The organism is Marinigracilibium pacificum (assembly GCF_012926615.1).
Lineage (GTDB): Bacteria > Bacteroidota > Bacteroidia > Cytophagales > Cyclobacteriaceae > Mangrovivirga > Mangrovivirga pacifica.
On record NZ_JABBNU010000003.1, the window covers coordinates 283666 to 308504 of the forward strand.

Genomic DNA, 24839 nt, shown 5'->3' on the forward strand with positions numbered 1-24839 from the left:
ATTTAACTTCTTGACACCTCTATTTAGCCCGGATATAAAAATTGAAGATCTGAATGCCTACATTCAAGACACAATGATCTCTACAATTGGAATTGAATTCACACAAGTCACTGAGTCATTTATTGAAGCAAAAGTGCCTGTTGATTCACGTACAGTTCAACCTTACGGACTTTTACATGGTGGTGCCTCTGTTGCTCTGGCAGAAACTTTGGGAAGCATGGCTTCTCAATTGCTTATTGACGAAACAAAACAATATTGTGTCGGTTTAGAGATAAATGCGAATCATGTTCGTGGAGCACGATCTGGATTTGTTGTGGGTAGAGCAAAGGCTATACATATTGGAAGAACAACACATATCTGGTCTATAGAAATTAAAAATGAGGAAGATAAACTTGTTTGTATAAGCAGGTTAACTGTGGCTGTGATCAATAAAAAGTAATGGATAGAAAAGCGGATCTGGGAAGAGATATTAAAATTGATCAGGTAATCAACCGATCTTTAAATTATTGTATAAATAAAAATATTGGATTAATTATTTACAGATTACCTGGAACTAAAACAATCCATTTGATTGCAAGTGATAACTATGAAAAAATTAATCACAATAATCTGGATCAATTAAAACCCGGGTATATTACTGCTCCTTTTTTTGAAGCACTAGATAATATCACTTACATTCCTGCAGACCTACATCTTACATGTGAGCATAGTGGTGATAATTTCATACTTGACAATATCCTTTCAGGAGAGGAAATAATAGAATCATTCCTTTATGATTCTGAAAAGACAAATTCGATTTCACTTCCATCTGCAACAAACATCATTTCAAAGGAAAAAGATAAAGATCAATTCATCAAATATGTAAGTCAATGCATTGAAGAGATTGGAAAAGGCAAATTTAAGAAAGTGGTTCCAGCAAGAGCCAAATATACCAACCTGCCAGAAGATTTCAATATTGCTGATTTATATATTAGTCTTGAAAAGTCATTTCCCAACGGCATGATTAATTTACTTTTCACTCCAAATGATGGATTATGGATTGGTGCTACTCCTGAAACTCTAATTGAAGTAAAGGGTAAGGAAATATTCAAAACAATGGCACTTGCCGGAACCCAGAAGGCACAGGATGGTATTGCTCTGAAAGACGTACTATGGAGAACCAAGGAAATTGAAGAACAGGCACTTGTAAGCAGGTACATTATAAATTGTCTGAAAAAAATCAGAGTAAGAGAATTTGAAGAAGAAGGTCCAAAATCAATTCGATCCGGAAATCTCTTTCACCTGATGACAGAATTCATAATTGATATTGAAAAAATCAATTTCCCGGAACTTGGGCAGGTAATGCTAGAACTTTTACACCCAACGTCTGCGGTTTGTGGTATGCCGCAATATGAAACGGAACAATTCATTCTGGAACATGAGCCAATTAACAGAAAGCTTTTTGCCGGATTCATGGGACCTGTAAATGTAAATAACGATACACATATTTTTGTTAATTTAAGGTGTGCCAAAATTTACAATAACCATATACTGACTTATGCAGGCGCAGGAGTAACCATAGACTCAGACCCTGAAAAGGAGTTTGAAGAAACCGAACTAAAATGCCAGTCTATTCTTAGACATTTATAAGCCTATAAACATTATTATTTTACTTTTTTGCTAATTTGATATATATATGCTAATTTAATATACACACATGCATATACTTATCAAATGAAGGTAAAATTCTGCCCCAGATGCGACTCTCCGGAAACTGTAAAAAGTGGCTTCATTAATGAAAAACAAAGGTATAAGTGCAAAAAATGCAATTACTTCTTTACCGTAAACAAGATTGGCAAAAAACTGGACAATGATAAAATAACCAAAATCATACAACTTTACATGGAAGGAATTTCTTACCGAGAAATCGAAAGACTACTGGGTATAAGCCATGTAACAGCGATGAAGCTGATTAAAAAACACAATGTTAAACGTCCTGAAACCAGCGGATATCAACCCACCTATAAAATCCTTAGCCATAGCGAATTAATATCATTTATTAACGAAAAACCCAATATTTCCAATAAAGGACTCATCATTTCAACCATTGGTGACAAGTACATGATTATCCAATGGAAAAAGATTGGCTGACTCTACATGTATATTAATTACCAAAAATATACATAGTAAATAGCTGTTAATCAGATATATTTTAAAATTCATGAGAGTGTATTTGAAGTTTCAAAGCACTTAATAACCCAACTCAAATTAACTCTTATGAAAAACTCGCTGTGTTTAATCATTGTTACAGCACTGCTACTGATAGTCCCTATTTGTAGCATTGCTCAAGACAAAGATGAGCAGGTTCAAGGCGTCGACGACAGCTATAAACCGCTCAAAATCAACATCGATGAATCGGGAAGAAAATATGTCCGGTTCATAATTTGGAATCAATTCTGGCTCGATATGGCTGAGAATGCTAATGACGAAACCACTTTTAAACCTTTAATTCGAAGGTCAAGGGTTTTAGCATTTGCCCAAATATCTGAAAGGTTTTTAATCCTTACTCACTTTGGTCTAAATACTCTTACAGGAGATAATATGGGCCCCGTAGGAAAAGATGCCAGTGCCCAATTATTTTTACATGGAGCATGGGGTGAATTTAAAATCATTGATCAAATCCATATCGGTGGTGGTTTACATTATTGGAACGGATTATCAAGAATTACATCCGCTTCAACATTAAACTTCATGACTCTAGATAATTATCGCCAGGGATGGGCTCAATTAGGACTATCTGATCAGTTTGCCCGACACATGGGTGTCTATGTAAAAGGTAATTTTGGTAAGTTAAACTACCATTTTGCTGTTAACGAACCAATCACTAATAACCTTGAAGAAGGCAGGGTTCCTGGAGTTGGCACTGCCGTTTATCAAGGTAAAGAAATTCAATCTCAAACGAATGGAACTGATGCTAACACTGTTTATCAGGGGTATGTTGATTACCAGTTCTTGGATAAAGAATCAAATAAACTACCATATCGCGTAGGTTCTTACCTTGGTAAAAAGAAAGTCTTTAATGTAGGAGCTGGCTTCTTTTCACACCCTAACGGAACCGTTTCACAGGATCCTAATAATGCTTCTGATTTCGTTTATCATAATGTTAATCACTTTGCTGTTGACGCTTATTATGATGCACCAGTAGCCAATGGAGCAATCAATGCCTATGTAGTTTACTACAACTTCGATTACGGTCCAAATTATTCTTTTGGTCCTTATGGTACTGGAAGCTCAATCTATGGACAAGCAGGATTCCTACTTCCTGATTTCTCGAAAAAAATCCAGGTGATGCCTTACCTCGCATATAGCACCAGAGATTATGAAGCTTTTGATGAGCCTGGAAATACCTTCCAGGTGGGTAGTAACATTTTCATAACTGGCCATAATGCCAAGCTAACATTTGAATATAATACTACCAGAGCTAATTATAGCGGTACCGAACCAGATAGAGCTAACAGGTTCATTATCCAGGCTATGGTATTCTTATAAAATCTAACCTTTATAAATCATGGAAAAAACTAATTTAGAAAAATACTGGGCCCGAAACCTCAGGTATCTATTAATACTCCTGTCTATATGGTTTCTGGTTTCTTATGGCTGCGGGATACTTTTCGCGGATGCGCTAAACAATATAAGAATCGGAGGATTCAAACTAGGATTCTGGTTTGCCCAACAAGGAGCTATTTATGTATTCGTTATACTCATTTTCGTGTATGTACGACTTATGAATAAGCTTGATAAAAAACATGATGTTCACGAAGATTAAATCATTGAATTATGGATATTAAAACTCTAACATATATAATTGTCGGCGCAAGCTTTGCAATATACATTGGTATTGCGATCTGGAGCCGTGCAGGGTCTACCAAAGAATTTTATGTTGCTGGTGGTGGAGTTTCTCCACTGGCAAATGGTATGGCCACCGCTGCTGACTGGATGTCTGCTGCCTCGTTTATTTCAATGGCCGGTTTAATCTCATTTATGGGGTATGATGGTGCTGTTTACCTTATGGGGTGGACAGGTGGATATGTGCTCTTGGCATTGCTTTTAGCTCCTTACTTAAGAAAATTCGGGAAATTTACTGTCCCCGATTTTATTGGAGACAGGTATTATTCCCAGACAGCCAGAACAGTAGCTGTTATTTGTGCCTTGTTCGTTTCATTTACCTATGTCGCAGGTCAAATGCGAGGAGTGGGTGTTGTATTCAGTAGATTCCTTGAAGTAAACATTAATACTGGTGTAATCATCGGTATGATCATCGTACTTTTCTATGCAGTACTGGGTGGTATGAAAGGAATCACCTATACCCAGGTGGCACAGTATTGTGTTTTAATCTTTGCGTTTATGGTTCCGGCATTCTTCATCTCTATTCAGATGACTGGAAGTGTATTACCACAATTAGGTTTTGGTGGAACTCTTCAAGATGGAACATATCTTTTAGATAAACTTGATGGCCTCCATCAAGAACTTGGCTTTGCAGCCTATACAAACGGATCAAAATCAACCATGGATGTCTTTGCCATTACAGCAGCATTGATGGTCGGTACTGCAGGTCTTCCTCACGTAATTGTTCGATTCTTCACTGTACCTAAAGTTAAAGACGCCAGGCTATCCGCCGGATATGCATTGGTATTTATTGCAATCCTATATACAACAGCTCCAGCAATAGCAGCTTTTGCAAGAACAAACTTAATCGAAACAGTAAACAACTCTTCTTATGAGAAGTTACCTGAATGGTTTAAAAACTGGGAAAACACTTCTCTGTTAGCATGGACAGACAAAAATGGAGATGGAGTGATCCAATATCGTCAGGGAGCAGCTACGACGGGGAATCCTGAATTCGCCGCGGAAAGAGGTGAATTTGGTCAAAGAGTTGTAAGTAACCCATCTGCAGATTCTGAAAATGAATTATATGTAGATAGGGATATTATGGTATTGGCCAATCCTGAGATAGCTAATCTTCCAAACTGGGTTATCGCCCTGGTTGCTGCCGGTGGTCTTGCAGCTGCATTATCTACTGCTGCCGGTTTACTTCTTGTTATTTCAACTTCAATTGCCCATGACCTGATCAAAAAGCAAATTGCTCCGGATCTAAGTGAAACAAATGAACTATGGATCGCCAGAGGTGCTGCATTGGTTGCTGTAATTGTAGCTGGATACTTTGGAATAAACCCTCCAGACTTTGTTGCAGCGGTTGTTGCCTTAGCATTTGGATTAGCTGCTGCTTCATTCTTCCCTGCAATTATTATGGGTATCTTCTACAAAAGAATGAATATGCAAGGGGCAGTTGCAGGTATGATTGTCGGGTTAGCATTTATGATATTCTACATCCTGAAATTCAAATTCGGTATGTTAGGTGGTGGCGGCAAAGAGGACTGGTGGTTTGGCATCAGCCCTGAAGGCTTTGGATTTATTGCCATGATCATAAATTTTGCTGTTTCATTAGGTGTTTCAGCAGTAACTCCTCCTCCACCTGCAGATGTTCAGCAAATTGTTGAAGATATCAGGTATCCAAGAGGAGCAGGAACCGCTACTCATCATTAATATTTAGCTTTTTAAGACCGGAACAAATTTTTGTTTCGGTCTTTTAACCTTAAATTAAATGCATGGACAACAACCCGAATAGATTACATCAAAAGCTGGTATTTATTTTTACGATTTGCTGGGTATTATTTAGCTATCCGGTTATTTCTTTAGTTAATAAGGATTTATTAGTATTTAATATTCCTGTGCTTTATTTGTACCTGTTCATATTATGGTTGATTGTTATTTGGTGGGTATTTATTTTATCCAGATCTGCATTTAACAAAAACAATAAAAACAACTAATGAAATACTGGGCAATCATAGCAAGCTTTTTGTATATGGGCATTTTGTTCATTATTGCATTCTATGCTGAAAGACAAGCTAATAAAGGATATAGCTTGCTAAAAAACCCGTATATCTATGCATTATCTCTTGCTGTTTATTGTACTGCATGGACATTCTATGGAAGTATCGGTCGAGCTGCTGAAAATGGCCCTGACTTTATGACAACCTATTTGGGCCCTACCCTATTAGCTCCTGTTTTATGGATTGTTTTAAGAAAAATCATAAGAATTTGTAAGGTCCAAAGAATTACATCTATTGCAGATTTTGTTTCTGCCAGATATGATATGGATGCCGGCCTGGGAAAACTTGTTACCATGATGTGTGTTTTGGGAATAATTCCATACATGTCAATCCAGATTAAAGCCATTTCAGAAAGTATCAATACTATTTCGGGAGAAGAGATAAATTCGACAGTACCATTTTATATGGATACTGCTTTCTATGTAGCAATTACCGTGGCGATATTTAGTATTTTATTTAGTACTGCAAAACCGGATACTACAATCAGACAAGAAGGACTGATTACAGCAATTGCATTTGAATCCTTATTTAAATTAGTGGCGTTTATAGCCGGAGGTATTTTTGTCTGCTATTTTGTTTTCGATGGAATGGGTGACATTTTCAAGCAAGCAAGGGATTCAGACACATGGAACCATCTGCTAACTATTGACCCGTCAAATTCAGGATTTTTCAATTGGACAACGTTGAATATATTATCAATGTTTGCCTTTTTGTTTTTACCGAGGCAGTTTCATGTTGCAGTAAAAGAAAATACTGATGAAAGACATGTTCTAAAAGCAATGTGGCTTTTTCCTTTATATCTGCTGATCATCAACATTTTTGTACTTCCGATTGCACTTGGTGGCAATATTATTTTTGAAGGCACTGGAATAAAAGCTGACACCTACCTTCTAAATTTCCCGCTTCAATATGGTAAAGAAATTTTGGCTTTATTCATCTATTTAGGAGGGTTTTCTGCTGCAACAGGGATGATTATTGTCTCCACTTCAGCATTATCTATTATGATATCCAATCAATTGATGATGCCCCTTTTAATAAGAAATTCAAAAGAAAAAACAATAACAAGAGACTCTTTAGGACTATTACTTGTATACGGCAGAAGAGTTACTATTTTCCTGATAATTATTTTAGCCTATGGTTACAATAGCTTGGTTGGTAGCAAGTTTAGTCTGGTTTCAATAGGACTAATAAGTTTTGTTGCTGTAGCACAATTTGCTCCTGGCATAATTGGCGGTATTTTATGGAAATCAGCGAATAAAAAGGGAGTCAAATATGGTATGTGGGTTGGTTTGATTATCTGGATTTACACCCTGGTTATACCTACTATTATTGAAGCAGGATTGTTACCTCATTCAATTATGACTGAAGGACCATTTGGAATTGAATTGCTCAGACCTTTCAACCTATTTGGTTTGAATGACCTAAATTATATTGTACATGGTTTCTTATGGAGTATATTTTTAAATACTTCAACCTTCCTGATTTTTAGCATTTATGCTATTCAATCTGGTAAAGAAAGAAATAAAGCTGAAATCTTTGTTGACATTTTTAAATACTCAACCATAATCGAAAGTAGTATTGTATGGAAAGGTCGGGCAATGATTAAAGATCTTGAAGAGCTTTTAGGAATTTTCTTGGGAAAAAAAGAAGCCTCAATTTCACTGGAGCATTTTGCAGACAAACACAACATTAAATTTGATGAAGACAGCTCTGTTGATTTCAGAATGGTTAATCATGCAGAAAAACTACTAACCGGAGCAGTTGGATCTACTTCTGCTCGTACGCTGATTTCATCGGTTGTAAAAGAGGAAGATATTGTGCTTGATGATGTGCTTGACATTTTAAAAGAATCACAAGAACTTATAAAACTAAACAAACAACTTAAAATAAAATCTATAGAACTTGAGATAGCTACCGAAAAGTTAAAACTGGTAAATGAAAAACTGCAGGCAGCTGATAAACTAAAAAATGAATTCATAAGTACGGTAACTCATGAAATGAGGACTCCACTTACTTCAATCAGAGCTTTTTCAGAGATTATTCTTGATCATGACAACCTTTCCAAAGAAGAAATTGATCAATTCTTAGTTACCATAACACAAGAATCTATCCGTATGGAAAGACTTATATCCCAGGTTTTAGATCTTGAAAAATTTGAATCAGGGAAACAGAAATTAAACACTCAGCTAACCAATATTAATGATATAATAAATACATCAATTAAAAATGTTTCCTCAATAATCAGAGAGAAGAATATCGACCTGAAAATAGAATTAACTGACTCTATGATTGATACATATGTAGATAGAGACATGATCATTCAGGTAATACTGAATTTACTGAGTAATGCAATCAAATTTCAAAATGGAGCCATTAAGATTATTTCCGAAATAAAAGCTACAGATATAATAATTAAAGTAATTGATAATGGTCAGGGAATTGATCCAAAATACCATAAATTGATATTTAAATCATTTTATCAGGCCAGTAATCAAAATATAATTAAGCCTGTAGGAAGTGGGTTGGGATTAACCATTTCCAGTCGGATAATTGAAGCTCATCAAGGAGAAATTCTGGTTGAAAGCAAACCGGATAAAGGAGCGACATTTATCATAAAGTTACCTGTTACCAAATCCCAAATTGAAAATAAACATAAATTGGAGAATAGTGAAGCAGAAGATTTTAATAGTTGACGACGAGCCAAACATATTAATGTCATTGGATTTTTTAATGAAGAGAAACGGATACGAGGTATTTGTTGCCAGAAATGGTAAAGAAGCTCTTGATCTTTATTCCCAAGAGTTTCCTGATTTGGTTATCCTCGATATCATGATGCCTAACATTGGTGGTTATGAGGTATGTAAAAAAATTAAATCAGAAAATGCTGATAAAACCAAAGTATTAATCTTGACTGCAAAAGACAAGGAAGAAGATATCAAAAAAGGTTATGAAGCTGGTGCAGACCACTACATGACCAAACCCTTTTCTACAAGGGCACTAATAACAAAAGTAAAAGAATTAATAAGTTAATATAAAACCCAATTTTAACCATGAGAATCCAAACACTAAGCGGTTACATTCATGAGTATCAAAAAAGTATTATCAACCCGGAAGAATTCTGGAATAGAATTGCCGATGAATTCTATTGGAAAAAACCGTGGTCTAAAACTCTGAACTGGAATTTCGATGAGCCAAAAATCGAATGGTTTCAGGGTGGTAAGTTAAACATCACAGAAAACATCCTAGACAGGCATCTTTATACCATGAAAGACAAGCCTGCTATAATTTGGGAACCAAATGATCCAAAAGAAGAAAATAGAGTTCTTACTTATAAAGAACTTTATGAGCAGGTGTGCCAGTTTTCAAATGCCATGAAGGCACAAGGAATTAAGAAAGGCGACAGAGTTATTATATATATGCCTATGGTTCCTGAAGCTGCAATAGCAATGCTTGCCTGTGCCAGGGTTGGAGCAGTTCATTCAGTTGTCTTTGCCGGATTCAGTTCTACTTCGCTGGCAGATCGCATTAATGATTGCGAGGCTAAAATGGTGCTTACATCTGATGGTAACTTCAGAGGCTCAAAATCTATCCCTGTTAAAGATGTAGTAGACGAAGCTCTTACAAAGACTTCAACGGTTGAAAAAGTAATCGTTTATAAGCGAACAGGACAGGACGTAGCATGGAATGATAAAGTAAATGTATGGTGGCATGAAGCTATCGAAGGCCAATCAATGGAATGTGAAGCTGAAACAATGGATGCTGAAGATATGCTTTTCATTCTTTATACCTCCGGATCTACAGGTAAGCCAAAAGGAGTGGTGCATACTTGTGGTGGATACATGGTGTGGACTGCGTTTACCTTTCAAAATGTATTTCAATATATGCAAGGTGACATTTACTGGTGTACAGCTGATGTCGGCTGGATTACCGGTCACTCATACATCGTTTATGGGCCATTATTATCAGGTGCAACTTCATTGATGTTTGAAGGTGTCCCTACCTGGCCAGATGCCGGAAGATTCTGGGAAATTGTAGATAAATATCAAGTAAATCAGTTTTATACTGCACCAACAGCTATTAGAGCACTTCAAGCTCATGGACTTGACCCTGTAAAAAAACATAAGCTGGATTCTCTCAAAGTTATAGGCACTGTGGGTGAACCAATAAACGAAGAAGCTTGGCATTGGTATCATACTCACATTGGTAAATCGAGATGTCCTATCGTTGATACCTGGTGGCAAACAGAAACCGGAGGCATAATGATTTCACCTTTAGCGGGAATCACACCTAATAAACCCAGCTTTGCGACACTTCCAATTCCTGGAGTTCAGCCTATAATTGTCGATAATGATGGCAACGAATTAAAAGGAAATGGTGTTGAAGGTAATTTATGCATAAAATATCCATGGCCGGGAATGCTAAGGACTACTTATGGCGATCACGAGCGATGTAAACAAACCTACTTTAGTTCCTTTAAGGGCTTATATTTCACTGGCGACGGAGTAAAAAGAGATCATGATGGGTACTACCGAATTCTTGGCCGTGTTGATGATGTAATCAATGTATCGGGGCATAGAATGGGAACAGCGGAAGTTGAAAATGCTATCAACGAACATCCTCGTGTTATTGAGTCTGCCGTGGTTGGTTATCCTCACGACATTAAAGGCCAAGGTATTTATGCCTTTGTAATTGCCGATTTGTCCACACGTACGGAAGAAAACCTTACCAATGAAATCAGGGATATGGTTTCGAACATAATCGGACCTATTGCCAAACCTGATAAGATTCAAATAGTTCCGGGACTACCTAAAACTAGAAGTGGGAAAATTATGCGAAGAATTCTAAGAAAAATTGCAGAAGGAAGTACGGATAATTTTGGAGATACTTCTACCCTTTTAGATCCAACTGTTGTTGAAAAAATAATTGAAAGCAGTAAATAACAATATAGAGCAGGTCTAAAAACCTGCTCTTTTTTTATATGAAACCAAAGAACCCTGCTGTACTACGTGTTGCAGAATTCATGAGTGGATTTGCTCCATTTTCATTGATTTCTAAGGAGGAAGTTGAAGAAATAGCCTTCCATACCGAAATATTGTATTTCAAAAAAGACACCTATCTTTTTAAGAAGGGTGATCCGGCTACAAACTTATTATACCTTGTTGAAAAAGGATCAGTCAACATCTATAGTTCAGAGGATGATTTATCAGACACTTGTGCTGAAGGTGACATCTTTGGTGTACGCTCGGTATTATCCGGAAACAACTTTGTTCTTTCTGCAAAAACTATTGAAGAAAGCTTTATCTATGCTATACCTGGTGATTTGATTAATCAGGAACTAAATCAAAATGCCCAGTGGGCTGCTTTTTTTGCTTCCGGACTGGCAGGAGGACAAACTATAATAAGGGATGTGGTAAATAATCCCCATTCAAACAATTTCTCAGAATTAAAAAACATAAAGCCATCTCACCTTTTCAGGATTGAAGATTTACTTGAGTTAAAAGTTAAAATAAAACTGGTTTCAGTAGACAAAGAAAGCAGCTTAAAAAATGTTGCTGAATTAATGATCAACGAAAAAGTAGGTTCTGTAATAATTGTTGATGAAAAACTGATCCCTATTGGAATAATTACTGACAATGATTTCAGAAAAGTGATTGCTAATAATATTTCATATGATACTAAAGTCAAAGAGGTAATGACATCCCCTGTTATTAAGGCAGGAAGTAACCAGATGGTATCAGAGCTCCAGCAAATAATGTTGGAAAAAGGTGTTCATCATATTGCTATCACAAAAACTAACGCACATGATAGTCCTGTAATCACAGTAGTATCACATAAAGACTTAATGCTTTTTGAAGGTGACAAACCGGATATTTTATTGAGAAATATCAAAATAGTTGAAACATTAGATCAGCTTAAAAATCTTTCTTCGAGAGTTTCTGAGATATCTCGAAATTATATTCAAGCAGATTTCCCTATAGAACAAGTAAGTAAAATAATCACAACTTTAAATGATGAGCTTACCAAAAAGGCCATAACATTAGCACTCAATCAAACTGAAAACATACCTGATTCTAATAAATGGTGCTGGTTTGCATTAGGTTCTATGGGAAGGTCAGAACAAATAATCAAAACAGATCAGGACAATGCGTTAATTTATGACAATTCATTAAACCAGTCTGAGATTAGCAATTTATTAGAATTAGCAAAAGCAGCAGTTGACAACTTAAATGCCATAGGTTTTGACTACTGCCCTGCCGAAATGATGGCATCAAATCCTAAATGGAATAACAGTGAAAGTAAATGGAATGAAATATTTAGTTCCTGGATAACCACACCTGTACCCGATGCATTAATGCATTCGACTATATTTTTTGATTTCCGTCCGATATTAGGTAACCACAAATTACTTGAATCAATTTATGATTCTACAAATAAGCTGATCTCTAAACATGAGTCTTTCCTCAACCACTTGGCAGGAAATGCATTGCAAAACCCTCCTCCTCTTAGTTTCTTCAGAAAGTTTATTGTAGAAAAATCTGGAGAACATAAGGAGTTATTCGACATTAAAGCCAGAGCACTGATGCCATTAGCTGATGCTGCCAGAGTATTTGCATATTCCTCAGTAAATAACAATGCCACTAACACAATAGAACGCTTTAAAGTCGCTGCAGGTGAGGATGTGAAAAATTCAAAATTATTAAATGGAGGTGCTGAAGCTTATGAATTTCTTTTGAAATTACGCGCTAAGTTTGGTGCTCTCAATAAAGACAATGGTAGATTTATTAACCCTGATTCACTAAATCAATTTGAAAAAAATGCACTGAAAGACTGTTTCAAAATAATCGGAGAAATTCAAAAAATATTAGAAATCAGATTCAATTTAGGCTTTCTGGCAAAATAAAGTTCGATGCTAAAATTTTTGAAGAATATTCTGGGAATTAATAATGATAATCGGGAAAGTCTTTCTAAAGATGCATTAGATTATCTTGAATTGTTTTCTACCAACAATTCTTCTCCAAAGAATCAGTTTGTAGTACTTGACACAGAAACAACAGGATTAGACACTTCAAAAGATAATATAATAAGCTTTGGAGCAGTTAAAATTCAAGATCAGAAAATAGTTTTAAAGGATTCAATTTACCTTTTTATCCTACCGGAAAAGGAACTTAACAAACAGGAAGAATCAGCAATTGTACATGGGTTAAGCCAAAAGGAAGTAACTGATTTTGGTATTTCTGAATATGAAGCTGCAAAGCAAATACTTAAGTTCATTTCAAACTATACGATAATTGCCCACCATGCAGCCTTTGATATAAAAATGATCAATAACCTGATCTATAAAAATCTGGGAATCAAAATAAAAAATAACTCAATTGACACATTTGATTTGGCTGTTAAAAAGGACTTTGGAAGATTAAATAATGTAAACTTCAACCCGGCAAATTATAGTCTTGATAAATTATTGAGCAAATACAATATCCCTCCATACGATAGACATAACGCTTTAGGAGATTCAATTCTCACTGCAAAATTATTTCTAATCTTAACCTCCTGAGAATTAAATTATAAAATCTGAGACATATTTTTTTGGCCTGATTATTGGTAACTTAATATCAGACTTTTAAAATATTAGCTTATGAAACCATATATTAAACTATTGATCCCAATTTTATTTATTGTATTAGGTGCATGCGAAGGTCCACGTGGACCTGCAGGACCTCAAGGCCCACAAGGACAAGACGGAGGACTTGTTTATGCTCAGGGATTTGAAACTCAAGAAGTAAACTTCACCTCATCGAACAACTATGCAAATAGTTTCACTATTCCTCAATCAATTGATATTATTGATACAGATATAATTGTCACCTATATTTTATGGGAAGTATTTGAAGGTAATGATGTTTGGAGACCTTTACCTCAAACAGTTTACAATACCACTCCAAGCTTTACCTATAACTTTGATTATACTTTTGAGGACGTGATAATATTTTTAGATGCAGCTCCAAATGCTGACTTAAGTTTACTCCCTACCGGCTTTACTCAAAATCAGATATTCAGGGTTATAGTTATACCAGCAGATTTTGGTGCAAGACTAGACTTAACTAATTATGAAGAAGTTACAAAAGCTCTTAATATCACTGATGAAAATATCATAAAACTTAAATAATATACATTGAGTCTAATAAAAAAGGGGTAAACCAGTTTAGTTTACCCCTTTTTATATTGTTTTTACTAGTTACTTACTTGCAAAAGCAGTTAACATCCAATGTTCTTTTTCAAAAAACCTCACCATATCATTAAACATCCTCTCTCCTGCTAAATCACCAATATCAATTGATTCATTGACTGCATCCATAAAAAAACCTAACATTAATTCAATGTCATGCAATACATCCGCAATCATTTCATCAGAAGACAGGTCAGTTCCGGTTTCGGATATCTCTGCGTTTTCCAAATAGTCTTTCATTAAACTCATTGGTTTCTCACCATAAACTCTAATTCGTTCAGCGATATTGTCAATATCTTCAAATGCCCTGGTATAAAGCTCTTCAAACTTTTCATGAAGATCAAAGAAGTCTACTCCGGTAACATTCCAGTGATAATTCCTGAGTTTTTGAAAATATACATGATAGTTAGCGAGGACAAGGTTCATAGCCTCAACTATTCCTTTTACGTCCTCACTATCATATCCAAGTTTTGTATATGTATTCTTTTTACTTATGTCTACACTTTTCATCGTCACTTCAGAATTCATATTATGATTCTTTAACTTTCAATTGGCTTTTCGCGGTATTAACTAATTCTTTTGTTGAGCTTGCTAATTCATCCAGCTTACCATTAAAAGCTGACATTGCTTTATCTTTATATCCTTCAGCCTCTTTCACAAGTTTTTGTCTTGTTTTATCTCCGGCTTCGGGTGCTAAAAGTAAACCTGCAGCTGCACCAGCCATTGCTCCAACAATAAATCCGGCAACAATTTTTACATTTTCGTCCATAGTGAATTAAATTTTAAGTTTTAGATAATTTATTCGTGAATAACATTTGGAACTGCCATTATATATTGATTGGCATCTTCCAAAACTTCCTCGGTTGTTGTACTTAAAAAGAACCGGGATAAATAATTATGATGATTTGATAATAATACTATCGTATCTATTTGTAATTCTTTCGCCGCCAAGGCTATACCTTTTGCGGTATCTTTATGATAATAACTAACTATTCGGCAGTTTGTCAGTTCATGTTCATCAGCAAAAGACTTCAATCGAGCTTCCATCTCCTTCTCTGATTTTGCAGGATCATCATATATATGGATTAAGTAAATTTCCATACCAAAACTGTCTGCAAACTCTTTAGCCTTATGAATTACTTCCTTGTCATGATTTTTTAGGTCATAAGTCAACATAATCCGTTGAAACTTCTTCTCCGGTAAATTTTCTTTTACAATTAAAACCGGACAATGACCATATTCAACTGCTCGTTCAGCGTGATTTCCTTTGAATTTCTCAACAAAAGTACGTTCGGCACTAGAACCCATGACAATCATGTCAATTTCGTATCTTTCGCATATATGCTCAATCCCAGCTCTAAAACCATTTTCATTTAACAACGGAATAATTCTAACGCCTTCGCTAGCATATTCATCAACGATTCGGTTCATTCTTTTATTACTAGCTCGTATTAGCTCTGCTTTAAACAAATCAGATTCAGATACTCCTTGATGTATCGAAGTATCCCCGGATACCGAAAATGAATCTCCGGAAGCCTGGAAAAAATGAACAAGATATAACTCTGCATTATGCTTCTTAGCTACTCTTAAAGCAGCTTCCAGTCCAATGCGGGAAATTTTAGTAAAGTTTGTTGGTACAAGTATTCGTTTCATAATTTTTCAGGTTAAATTGATGATGTCTTCTATGGCCAACCGTAATGAGATAACCGTTCCTTGGTTATTTCAATTTCCTGGTCTATATGTGCTTTAATTACATCAAGTTCTTCTGTTAGTCCGTCCTCCGACTGTCCAACAAGCTCCTCTCTGCAATTACTTATCGTTTTATCAAGCACTTCATCAGCTCTGATTACGTGCTTTAATAAATTTGGAGTATTTTTTTCTACAAAAAGATTACTCATCGCTATTTCCAGATTCTCATACCAATTATCCAAATCAAAATTGGTAGTCGATGTCACTGTGTATCCATGCCCAGTCATATAATCTTTTAATCTTTTAGCATACACTTCTCTTTCCTTAGCCAGTTCAAGAAGATCAGATTTCAATGATATACTATGTGCAGCATCTGCGGCTTTCTCATAAATTGATTTTGAATGACAAATCGCAGAATACACTTGATTAATTGACTTTTCTTGTGATGTCATTTTTCCACTGGTTTTAAATATTCATCCCTAAATTCCAACAACCTTGAAGGGGCATCAACTATCATATTTTTATCTTCGGACAGAACTATCGGTGTTTTAATCAAATCATTTTTCTCCGATAAAACTCTCAACCAATCTTCCTCTGATAACTCAACATTTTTAAATTTATCAATAAATGTATCTGAGTTTCTATCAATAATTTTTGACACATCCACTCCTAATAAATCTATGATTTCTTTTATCATTCTCGGAGTTAAACTCTCCTGATCTAAGTTTACAATTTGAACTGCATTAGGAGAAAGTTCAGCATACCCCAAAGCTTTCTTATCTAATTCTTTATAATGATGAATCAATAATTTTATTTCCTTTTGTCGCAGTTCCATTTGATTAAATCTTCAATAATTTTTATTCATTAAATATTATGTAAAAACCATTCCAACTCATTTAAAGAGGTTAAAAGGCAATTTTATACCGTTTTATTAGCAATTGTGTGGATTTTTTTACACATTAAGTGTAGAAAAACATAGTCCTCTAAGACTTTTTGTATTAATAGTATTATCATGTTTCCGGATTATTGCAATCGGAATGAATTTTGATTGATTTAAACTGATTTTTTAAACATAAAACAGAGCTGAGATGGATAAAAAAAGTGTTTTGGTGGTTGATGATGAAAGGGATATTTGTATGATATTATCGGCAATGTTGGAGAAAAAAGGATTTGATGTTTCCGTTGCCTATTCTCATGAAACTGCAGAGAAAATTATTGATGAAATTAAAAACAAATCAATCGCATTTATCGATATTAATTTACCTGATGGCGATGGTTATTCTTTGGCAACACGACTCAAAAAGAAAAGTAATGATGCAATTGTTTATTTAATAAGTGCACGGGAAACACCTGAAGATTCTGATCTCAAACAATCAATGGCTGATGGTTTTATCTCTAAACCTTTTTCAAAGAAAGAAATCTTTGAAGCCATAAATAATGAGGAATTATAATAAGACATATATTTATTTTAGAAAACTTTTATGACCAAACAATCAATTCTAATTGTTGATGATGAACAGGATTTATGCACTATTTTAACCTCATTTCTTGAAAAAAAAGGATTTGAATGTTATTCCTGCAATAATGGTGAAGATGCTCTTCGATATGCTCGTCAAAATCAAATAGACCTTTCATTAATTGACCTAAGACTTCCTGATGAGGATGGCATCACTTTAATGAAAAAGCTAAAAATCTTTCAACCTGACATGGCTGTTTTGATCATTACTGGATATTCAGATATAAAAACTGCTGTAAATGCAATTAGATTAGGTGCATCTGATTATGTATCAAAACCTCTTTATACTGATGAAATATATCAATCAGTTATTCAGGCATTAGAAAAAAGAAAAGAAAAGCTCAAACAAAATCATCTTTCTCAATCCACTGAACCCAAGCCTTCAAAAAAGCCCACAAAAAAGGCTTTAAAAACAAATAACTATGTCTTGGGAACATCCGATAATTCTAAAACAGTTTTTGATCACATCAAGTTAGTTGCTCCAACCGATATAAGTGTAATTTTAACTGGAGAAACAGGTACAGGGAAAGAAGTAGCTGCTCGTTTAATTCATGAAAACAGTAAAAGAAGTGACAAACCATTTGTTGCTATCGACTGTGGAGCACTGCCTGAAGACTTGGCCGGATCAGAATTATTTGGTCATATCAAGGGTGCTTTTACAGGTGCTTTACAAGACAAAAAAGGTTCTTTTGAGGTAGCAAATACAGGAACCATTTTCCTGGATGAAATTGGTAATCTATCGTATGAAAATCAAGTTAAGCTTCTTAGGGCTATTCAGGAAAAGGAAATCAAACGTCTTGGTAGTAATGACACCATAAGTATTGATGTAAGGATAATTGTGGCTACAAACGAGAACCTTAGAGATATGATTTCATCTAATAATTTTAGGGAAGATCTTTATCACAGGTTAAATGAGTTTAGTATTCACATAAGCCCTTTAAGAGAAAGAACTGACGATATTCCTGAATTTGCCGATTTTTTTCTTAATGAAGCAAACAACAATCTGGATAAAGAAGTAAAAGGTTTTTCTGCGAAAGCAATGAAATCTTTAATGAGATATCAGTGGCATGGTAATTTAAGAGAAATGAAAAATGTCATTAAAAGAGCTGTACTGCTTTGCAATGATGATGAAATAACTCAAAAGCATTTGCCTCAAATGGTTGTTGAGTACATTCCTGATCCTCCGGAAGAAAACTTCATGAAAAATTTACCTCTAGATTTAAAGGTAGCTGCCATGGAAGCCGAAAAAAGCGTAATTATTAAGGCTCTAAAGCAGGTTGGCTACAATAAATCAAAGGCAGCTGATCTTCTAAATATAGATCGTAAAACGTTATATAATAAACTAAAAAGCTTTAACCTTCCGTCAGATTAATATATGAAGAACAGGTCTTTCAATTGTCTATTATTACTCAATGAGAAAATTAGTCCTAACACAAAATCAATCATTGAACATTGGGCTGAAAACTATAAAATAATACTTTCAGACGGTATGGATATTCCTTATGATTTCTATATAGCTGACCACCTTGCAAAACCAATAATCAAAAATAAAATCGAGAAACCAGGTATTGTTATTGGTGATTTTGACCCAGATAAATTATCTGAAAATCAATATCATGTTCGTGAAGAGGACATTAACTGCTCTCTTTTAAATATTTTCAAGCACAAGGTTATAGAGGAATTCAATTACCGTTCTAAATTAATAGAAGAAGAGATTCTGTATAAAAATCTCTTCCATGAATCATTAGATCCTATTTTAATTGCTGATATAAAAGGGAACATCAAACTCGTTAACAAAGCATTTAAAGAGCTTTTCGGGCCAAATGCAAAAGCCGGAAAAACTATGTTTCAAGATTTATTTCCTGAAAATATTGTAAGCAAAGTTATCAATGCGATAAATGTAGGTTTACCGATTGATAATATGAGTGTCAAAGTTGAATTTGAAAATTTGAATCTGGAAGGCATGTTGAATGTCGTTCCAATAAAAGACAATAATAAAAACATAACAGGCTTTCATGCTCTTTATCATGATAATACAATTACAAAAAAAGCTGAAAAAGTGCTTAATAGAGTCAAAAAAATCTCAATGACCAGCAGGATGGCCAGGGCTATGGCTCATGAAATACGAAACCCGATTACGAATGTAAATCTGGCATTAGAACAATTGGTTGAAAGTCATGAAGGCACCGATGATGAGTTTGACTTGTATACTGATATGATTAAAAGGAATACCGAGAGAATTAATCTGCTCATTGATAAGCTTTTAAAATCATCAAACCCTGAAAAGATAAATTCAAAACAGCTTATCAATCCGGAAAAAGTAATTATGGACTCTTTCAAAACTATTCAGGACAGGATACAATTAAAGGATATAAAATATTCTCTGGACATCAACCCGGAAAAACAATCCAAACGAATTAATGGAAATGAAGAAAGGCTTGAAATTGCATTTAATAATCTATTGATCAATGCCATTGAAGCTATTGAACATGATCATGGTAAAGTTAGCATTACAAGCAATGTATTCGACAGCAAATTCTTTATCATCCTTGAAGATAATGGGAAGGGCATGACCAATGAAGAACAAGAACACTTATTTGACCCTTTCTACACCAATAAAAAGCAGGGGGTTGGCCTTGGAATGACAACAGTTCATACCATAATTCAAGAACATAATGGCTCAATCGACCTCACTAGTATGCAAGGCCGTGGAACCAAGTTTGTCATTTGTCTGCCCGTTGCAGAATAATGAATTTATTGTAATGATTTCTCTATTAGCTCATCGGTTTCTTCCCAATTTTTTTGGGCTGGTCTGATAATAAGACGTATACCTCTATCATAGTTTAAGTAACTCCATAACCAATTTACAAATACCACTAATTTATTTCTAAATCCGATAAGATACATCAAATGAACAAACATCCAGGTGACCCATCCAATAAATCCTGAAAAACGAATATTTAATGGTAAATCTGCAACAGCTTTGTTTCTTCCTACTGTTGCCATCGTTCCCTTATCTAAATAATTAAATGGACGAACTTCTTTATTCTTTGCTATTCTGTTAAATGATTTCCCCAGGTAATCACCTTGTTGTATTGCAACAGGAGCAACTCCCGGTAGTCCATTTGGATATTGCTCACTGAACTGAAATGCAACATCTCCTAAAGCGTAGATATTCTCATATACTGACTGATTTCCAGGAGCATATACACGATTATATTCATCAACATGAAATCTACCTTTATTCAAATCGGCATCAATACCATCTATTATGTTAGACTTGACACCTGCTGCCCAAACAACTGTATCGGTTAATATTTCCTCACCATTATCTAAAACAACAGTTCTTCCATCGTAATCCTTCATAAACGTATTTAATCGAACATCTACGCCCATAGACTCCAGATATTTTCTTGATGACTCTGAAGAAGACTCAGACATGGCAGGTAATAATCTATCTACGCCTTCCAGTAGATAAACTTTCATTTTGGTGAAATCAATTTCAGGATAATCATGTGGTAAAACATGCTTTTTCATTTCAGCTAATGCCCCTGCCATTTCTACTCCTGTAGGTCCACCTCCAACAATAACAAATGTTAACAACCTATCAACTTCATCGGTCCCTCTTCGTAACTCAGCTTTTTCAAAAAGTTGAAATAACTGTGAACGCAACTCAAGTGCATGCACCACTTGTTTTAAAGGAAAAGCATGCTTTTCAATATTATCATTTCCGAAGTAATTAGTTTTTGCTCCGGTAGCTATAATTAAATAGTCGTATTCCAATGATCCAAGCAGCGTGTGAACCCTCTTCTCTTTGGTATCTACCCGCTGAACTTTTAACATTCTGAAATAAAGGTCTTTTTTACTTTTACAAACCTTACGAAGTGGACCACAAATACTATCAGGTTCTAACCCGGCAGTAGCTACCTGATACAATAAAGGTTGAAAAGTATGATAATTATACCTGTCAAATAAAACTACCTGATAAAGTTTAGTATTTATTTTTTCAACAAAATTAATACCTGCAAATCCTCCACCGATAATTACTATTCTTTTCTTATGAGTAGAAGGTATGGAAAGGTTGTCTGGTTCGAAATTAAAATTCCCGGTTTGTGAGTGGTTCATAGATTGTCAGTTGATTAAAAAATACATACTTCTTAAACGATCTGACAGATACCATGTTCCAAAAAACACAAAAAAAAGCCGATGAAAAATCATCGGCTTCCAATTGAAATCTATATACTTACTTAATTGTTATTTCACCTGTCCAGTTATCTGTTGTAACTGAAACTTTCGAGTCACAAATTCCTTCACCATAATCTACTACCACATTACTTAATGCATTTCCATTTCGAGATCTGGTAATTGTTTGAATACCACTTACCGGGAAATATCTTCCGTTTGGCTGACAACCTGTACTAAATACAATTGGAGATTGAGAATCTACTGTAACAACATAGTCAGTTCCAAACCTGTTTGTTCCTTCAGAAGTACCATAAATTAATAGCTCCATATTACTGAAGTCATAAACTCTGAATCGACTTGCCGAACGAGTCGCAGTATTTTCATTTGGAAAAGTTAGCTTTCCACCCGTTAGAGTGATTTTGAATGTAGGCATACCTGTATCTGTAACATTTTCTACCACTCTGATTCCCTCTACCATAACTCCATTTACCGCATAATTTTCAAGAGTTGTAGTAATTACCGAGCCTGATTGCCAATAACCACCTGTATAAGAAATATTAACAATACCAGTTCTTGTTCTACCATAAGGACCCGTACATCCATCAGTACCAAAATCAATTTTAAATGTTCCGCCACCAGTTTCTACATTATGATCCCAGGTTACTGTTGCACACTTTAAGGTTGTATTATTTTTGTCTGTTGCTAATACTCTGGCACCCTCAGGACCCATTCCCTGAATATCAAAGGCATCATATATTACCTGATCAAGATCTGTATATTGTTCTTCAATATCAGCTTCTGCAGATATTGCCTGTTCCTGCTCAGTAGTAGCCGGATCCTCATTATTTAAACATGAAGTGAAAGATAAAGCAGTTAATACTGCCATAGCTGTTAGTTGAATTTTGCGTTTGAACATCATTTCTAAAAAGTTTGTTTAGTGTGTTAGAGACAAAAAATGATTAAAGGTTTAATCTCAGTTCAAAAATATATTCAAATCTTTGACAAATAGTAACCCAAAAAGCCAAAAAAGTTATTTACGAACGCTTGTTATATTAACAAAATAATATTCGGCTGTAAATATTTTAGACAAAATGAAAATTATACCTTATGTAAGTAGTATCAAATTATCAATAACTGAATTTTCTATTTGAGAACTTCAATTATTATCATTGGGAACAAATAATTTCTATTTTTGTAAAAAAAGATCAATCTATTAAATGACACCTCCAGTGAAGAATTTTGTAATCGATTTTGACAGTACATTTACAAAAGTAGAAGGGCTGGACCTTCTTGTTGAAATGGCTCTTAATAATCACGCTGATAAGCATTCTGTTGTTAAGGAAGTAAAAGAGATTACTGATAAAGGAATGAGCGGGGAACTAGGCTTTGAAGATTCATTGAAGAAGAGAATAGCTCTCCTAAAAGCAAATAAAAGTGATGTCAATAAGCTTTCTGAAAGACTAAAAACTGAGGTTTCGAGTAGTTTTAAGAGAAATAGAGACTTTTTTAAAGAATACTCTGAAAATATTTATATCGTTAGTAGTGGGTTTAAGGATTTTATCCTTCCGGTAGTTGAAGAAATGGGTGTTAAGCCTGAAAATGTTTATGCCAATGAATTCCGCTATGATGAGGAAAATAATATAATCGGGTTTGATGAATCTAATGTTTTGGCAAAAGACAATGGAAAAGTCACCTTATTAAAAAACCTCAAACTACAAGGAGACATTTATGTTATTGGAGATGGTTATACAGATTATGAAATAAAAGCATCTGGATTAGCAAACAAGTTTTATGCTTTCACCGAAAATGTAAGTCGTGGCAATGTGCTCGATAAGGCAGACCACATTGCTCCTAGTCTAGATGAAATCCTATATTTAAATAAGATGAACACAGCAATTAGTTACCCGAAAAACAGGATTAACGTTTTACTATTAGAAAATATCCATCAAGATGCCGTAAATGGCATGATAGAAGAAGGATATAACGTTGAAGTCTACCCGGCAGGACTGGATGAAGATGAATTATGTGAAAAGATTAAAAATGTATCCATTCTTGGAATCAGATCTAAAACTCAGGTAACTAAAAAGGTTCTGGAACATGCTAATCGATTAATTGCTGTCGGAGCATTCTGCATTGGGACAAACCAGATAGATCTTGAAGCATGTCTTGAAAAAGGCGTGGCAGTATTCAATGCCCCATATAGTAATACCAGATCTGTGGTTGAACTTGCACTGGGAGAAATTATCCTGTTAATGCGAAATATTCCAGATAAAAATATTGCTATGCACAATGGCGAGTGGAATAAATCAGCAACAGGGAGTGTTGAAATCAGGGGCAAAAAATTAGGTATAATCGGATATGGTAACATCGGAGCTCAATTATCAATTTTGGCTGAAGGGGCTGGAATGGATGTTCACTACTATGACATTGAAGAAAAACTGGCTCTTGGAAATGCTACAAAATGCAATTCCCTGGAAGAATTACTTTCTATTTCAGATGTGATTTCTCTTCATGTCGATGGAAGACCTGAAAACACCAATATCATAGGTGAAAAAGAATTTAGCATGATGAAGAAAGGTGTTGTATTCCTAAATCTAAGTCGTGGTCAGGTTGTTGACATTAAGGCTTTGGCAGATAATATAAGGTCAGGAAAAATTAGAGGTGCTGGCGTTGATGTATTTCCTGAAGAACCTAAAGGAAATGATGATCCGTTTGTTTCTGAATTACTTGGGTTACCTAACCTGATATTAACTCCCCACATTGGAGGAAGTACATTGGAAGCACAAAAAAACATAGCAGACTTTGTACCTGGGAAAATCATACAATACATCAATACCGGAAGCACAACAAACAGTGTTAATTTCCCTAATCTACAATTACCAACATTAGAAAATGCACACAGACTTATTCATATTCATATAAATAAGCCGGGGATAATGGCTAAAATGAATAACGTATTGCTAGAGCATGACATAAACATCATGGGTCAGTACCTGAAAACCAACGAAAAAATCGGTTATGTAATTACTGATATCGACAAACAATATGACAAGGAAGTAATTAGTGCATTAAAAGCTATTGACGGGACAGTCAAATTCAGAGTATTATATTAAAAAAGACATCGGGGATAGTTGCAGACCTTGCTAAATTAGCAGGATTTGGGCTATCCCTTTCCGGTCAACCATCCACTGTTAACTCCTGTAAAAACAGAAGACCTACAAGTAGGTTGAGGCCCGGTTTCGCGGCAGGATTCACCCGGTATTGTTAATAATGTTCAAAGTCGCAAAACGTC

23 protein-coding genes are annotated in these 24839 nt (G+C 35.0%); 16 read left to right on the forward strand and 7 right to left on the reverse strand.

The genetic code is table 11. The features are described from left to right. Nucleotides 1–10 precede the first annotated feature (10 nt). From HH304_RS06125 to HH304_RS06180, 12 genes are all read left to right on the forward strand, one after another. Nucleotides 11–439: a hotdog fold thioesterase gene (locus HH304_RS06125; RefSeq protein WP_169679024.1), complete on the forward strand. Its 429-nt coding sequence runs from the start codon at nt 11–13 to the stop codon at nt 437–439. Further along, nucleotides 439–1629 carry a chorismate-binding protein gene (locus HH304_RS06130; protein ID WP_169679026.1) on the forward strand — a complete coding sequence of 397 codons (1191 nt, stop codon included), beginning with the start codon at nt 439–441 and terminating at the stop codon, nt 1627–1629. The genes HH304_RS06125 and HH304_RS06130 overlap by 1 nt, the downstream gene beginning before the upstream one ends. Before the next feature lie 84 nt (nt 1630–1713). Beyond that, nucleotides 1714–2130, forward strand: coding sequence for an IS1 family transposase (locus HH304_RS06135; protein ID WP_169679028.1), 417 nt, complete (start codon nt 1714–1716; stop codon nt 2128–2130). 126 nt (nt 2131–2256) lie between these two features. After that, complete coding sequence (locus tag HH304_RS06140; protein ID WP_169679030.1) at nt 2257–3528, forward strand: hypothetical protein; 1272 nt, start codon at nt 2257–2259, stop codon at nt 3526–3528. 19 nt (nt 3529–3547) lie between these two features. Further along, nucleotides 3548–3805, forward strand: coding sequence for a DUF4212 domain-containing protein (locus tag HH304_RS06145; RefSeq protein ID WP_169679032.1), 258 nt, complete (start codon nt 3548–3550; stop codon nt 3803–3805). An 11-nt stretch (nt 3806–3816) separates the two neighbouring features. Next, the gene (locus HH304_RS06150) at nt 3817–5583 is read left to right on the forward strand and encodes a sodium:solute symporter family protein (RefSeq protein ID WP_169679034.1); all 1767 of its coding nucleotides are present in this window, start codon (nt 3817–3819) and stop codon (nt 5581–5583) included. A 283-nt stretch (nt 5584–5866) separates the two neighbouring features. Then, a complete protein-coding gene (locus HH304_RS06155; protein WP_169679036.1) occupies nt 5867–8623 on the forward strand; it encodes a sensor histidine kinase in 2757 nt (918 codons plus the stop codon). Next, nucleotides 8598–8960 carry a response regulator transcription factor gene (locus tag HH304_RS06160; RefSeq protein ID WP_169679038.1) on the forward strand — a complete coding sequence of 121 codons (363 nt, stop codon included), beginning with the start codon at nt 8598–8600 and terminating at the stop codon, nt 8958–8960. The genes HH304_RS06155 and HH304_RS06160 overlap by 26 nt, the downstream gene beginning before the upstream one ends. A gap of 20 nt (nt 8961–8980) precedes the next feature. After that, a complete protein-coding gene (gene acs / locus HH304_RS06165) occupies nt 8981–10870 on the forward strand; it encodes an acetate--CoA ligase (RefSeq protein ID WP_169679040.1) in 1890 nt (629 codons plus the stop codon). Between the two features lie 38 nt (nt 10871–10908). Beyond that, a complete protein-coding gene (locus HH304_RS06170; RefSeq protein WP_169679042.1) occupies nt 10909–12831 on the forward strand; it encodes a DUF294 nucleotidyltransferase-like domain-containing protein in 1923 nt (640 codons plus the stop codon). A gap of 6 nt (nt 12832–12837) precedes the next feature. Then, nucleotides 12838–13485 carry a 3'-5' exonuclease gene (locus HH304_RS06175; RefSeq protein WP_169679044.1) on the forward strand — a complete coding sequence of 216 codons (648 nt, stop codon included), beginning with the start codon at nt 12838–12840 and terminating at the stop codon, nt 13483–13485. Between the two features lie 81 nt (nt 13486–13566). Further along, the gene (locus tag HH304_RS06180) at nt 13567–14097 is read left to right on the forward strand and encodes a collagen-like triple helix repeat-containing protein (protein ID WP_169679045.1); all 531 of its coding nucleotides are present in this window, start codon (nt 13567–13569) and stop codon (nt 14095–14097) included. Nucleotides 14098–14166: 69 nt separating this feature from the next. On the opposite strand, the gene HH304_RS06185 is transcribed toward HH304_RS06180, so the two are convergent. Genes HH304_RS06185 through HH304_RS06205 form a run of 5 tightly spaced genes read right to left on the reverse strand, consistent with a single transcriptional unit; the run spans nt 14167 to nt 16681 of the window. After that, nucleotides 14167–14685, reverse strand: a complete 519-nt coding sequence (locus HH304_RS06185) for a Dps family protein (protein WP_271711523.1) — start codon at nt 14683–14685, stop codon at nt 14167–14169. Nucleotide 14686: 1 nt separating this feature from the next. Further along, nucleotides 14687–14926, reverse strand: coding sequence for a YtxH domain-containing protein (locus tag HH304_RS06190; RefSeq protein ID WP_169679047.1), 240 nt, complete (start codon nt 14924–14926; stop codon nt 14687–14689). A gap of 29 nt (nt 14927–14955) precedes the next feature. Next, nucleotides 14956–15810 (reverse strand): universal stress protein, encoded by an 855-nt coding sequence (locus HH304_RS06195; protein WP_169679050.1) that lies wholly within the window; start codon nt 15808–15810, stop codon nt 14956–14958. Between the two features lie 29 nt (nt 15811–15839). Beyond that, entirely contained in the window at nt 15840–16298 is a 459-nt protein-coding gene (locus HH304_RS06200) for a ferritin family protein (protein WP_169679052.1), read from the reverse strand. Beyond that, nucleotides 16295–16681: an arsenate reductase family protein gene (locus HH304_RS06205; protein ID WP_169679053.1), complete on the reverse strand. Its 387-nt coding sequence runs from the start codon at nt 16679–16681 to the stop codon at nt 16295–16297. The genes HH304_RS06200 and HH304_RS06205 overlap by 4 nt, the downstream gene beginning before the upstream one ends. Before the next feature lie 253 nt (nt 16682–16934). On the opposite strand from HH304_RS06205, the gene HH304_RS06210 reads away from it, so the two are divergent. Genes HH304_RS06210 through HH304_RS06220 form a run of 3 tightly spaced genes read left to right on the forward strand, consistent with a single transcriptional unit; the run spans nt 16935 to nt 20111 of the window. Beyond that, the gene (locus HH304_RS06210; RefSeq protein ID WP_169679055.1) at nt 16935–17297 is read left to right on the forward strand and encodes a response regulator; all 363 of its coding nucleotides are present in this window, start codon (nt 16935–16937) and stop codon (nt 17295–17297) included. 30 nt (nt 17298–17327) lie between these two features. After that, nucleotides 17328–18734: a sigma-54-dependent transcriptional regulator gene (locus tag HH304_RS06215; RefSeq protein WP_169679057.1), complete on the forward strand. Its 1407-nt coding sequence runs from the start codon at nt 17328–17330 to the stop codon at nt 18732–18734. A 3-nt stretch (nt 18735–18737) separates the two neighbouring features. Continuing rightward, on the forward strand, nt 18738–20111 hold the full coding sequence (locus HH304_RS06220) for a two-component system sensor histidine kinase NtrB (protein WP_169679059.1): 1374 nt from the start codon (nt 18738–18740) through the stop codon (nt 20109–20111). A gap of 5 nt (nt 20112–20116) precedes the next feature. Here the strand turns inward: HH304_RS06220 and HH304_RS06225 are convergent, their stop codons facing one another. Beyond that, nucleotides 20117–21487 (reverse strand): NAD(P)/FAD-dependent oxidoreductase, encoded by a 1371-nt coding sequence (locus tag HH304_RS06225; protein ID WP_169679061.1) that lies wholly within the window; start codon nt 21485–21487, stop codon nt 20117–20119. Nucleotides 21488–21605: 118 nt separating this feature from the next. After that, on the reverse strand, nt 21606–22466 hold the full coding sequence (locus HH304_RS06230) for a hypothetical protein (RefSeq protein ID WP_169679063.1): 861 nt from the start codon (nt 22464–22466) through the stop codon (nt 21606–21608). A 298-nt stretch (nt 22467–22764) separates the two neighbouring features. On the opposite strand from HH304_RS06230, the gene serA reads away from it, so the two are divergent. Next, a complete protein-coding gene (gene serA, locus HH304_RS06235; RefSeq protein WP_169679065.1) occupies nt 22765–24660 on the forward strand; it encodes a phosphoglycerate dehydrogenase in 1896 nt (631 codons plus the stop codon). Nucleotides 24661–24839 lie beyond the last annotated feature (179 nt).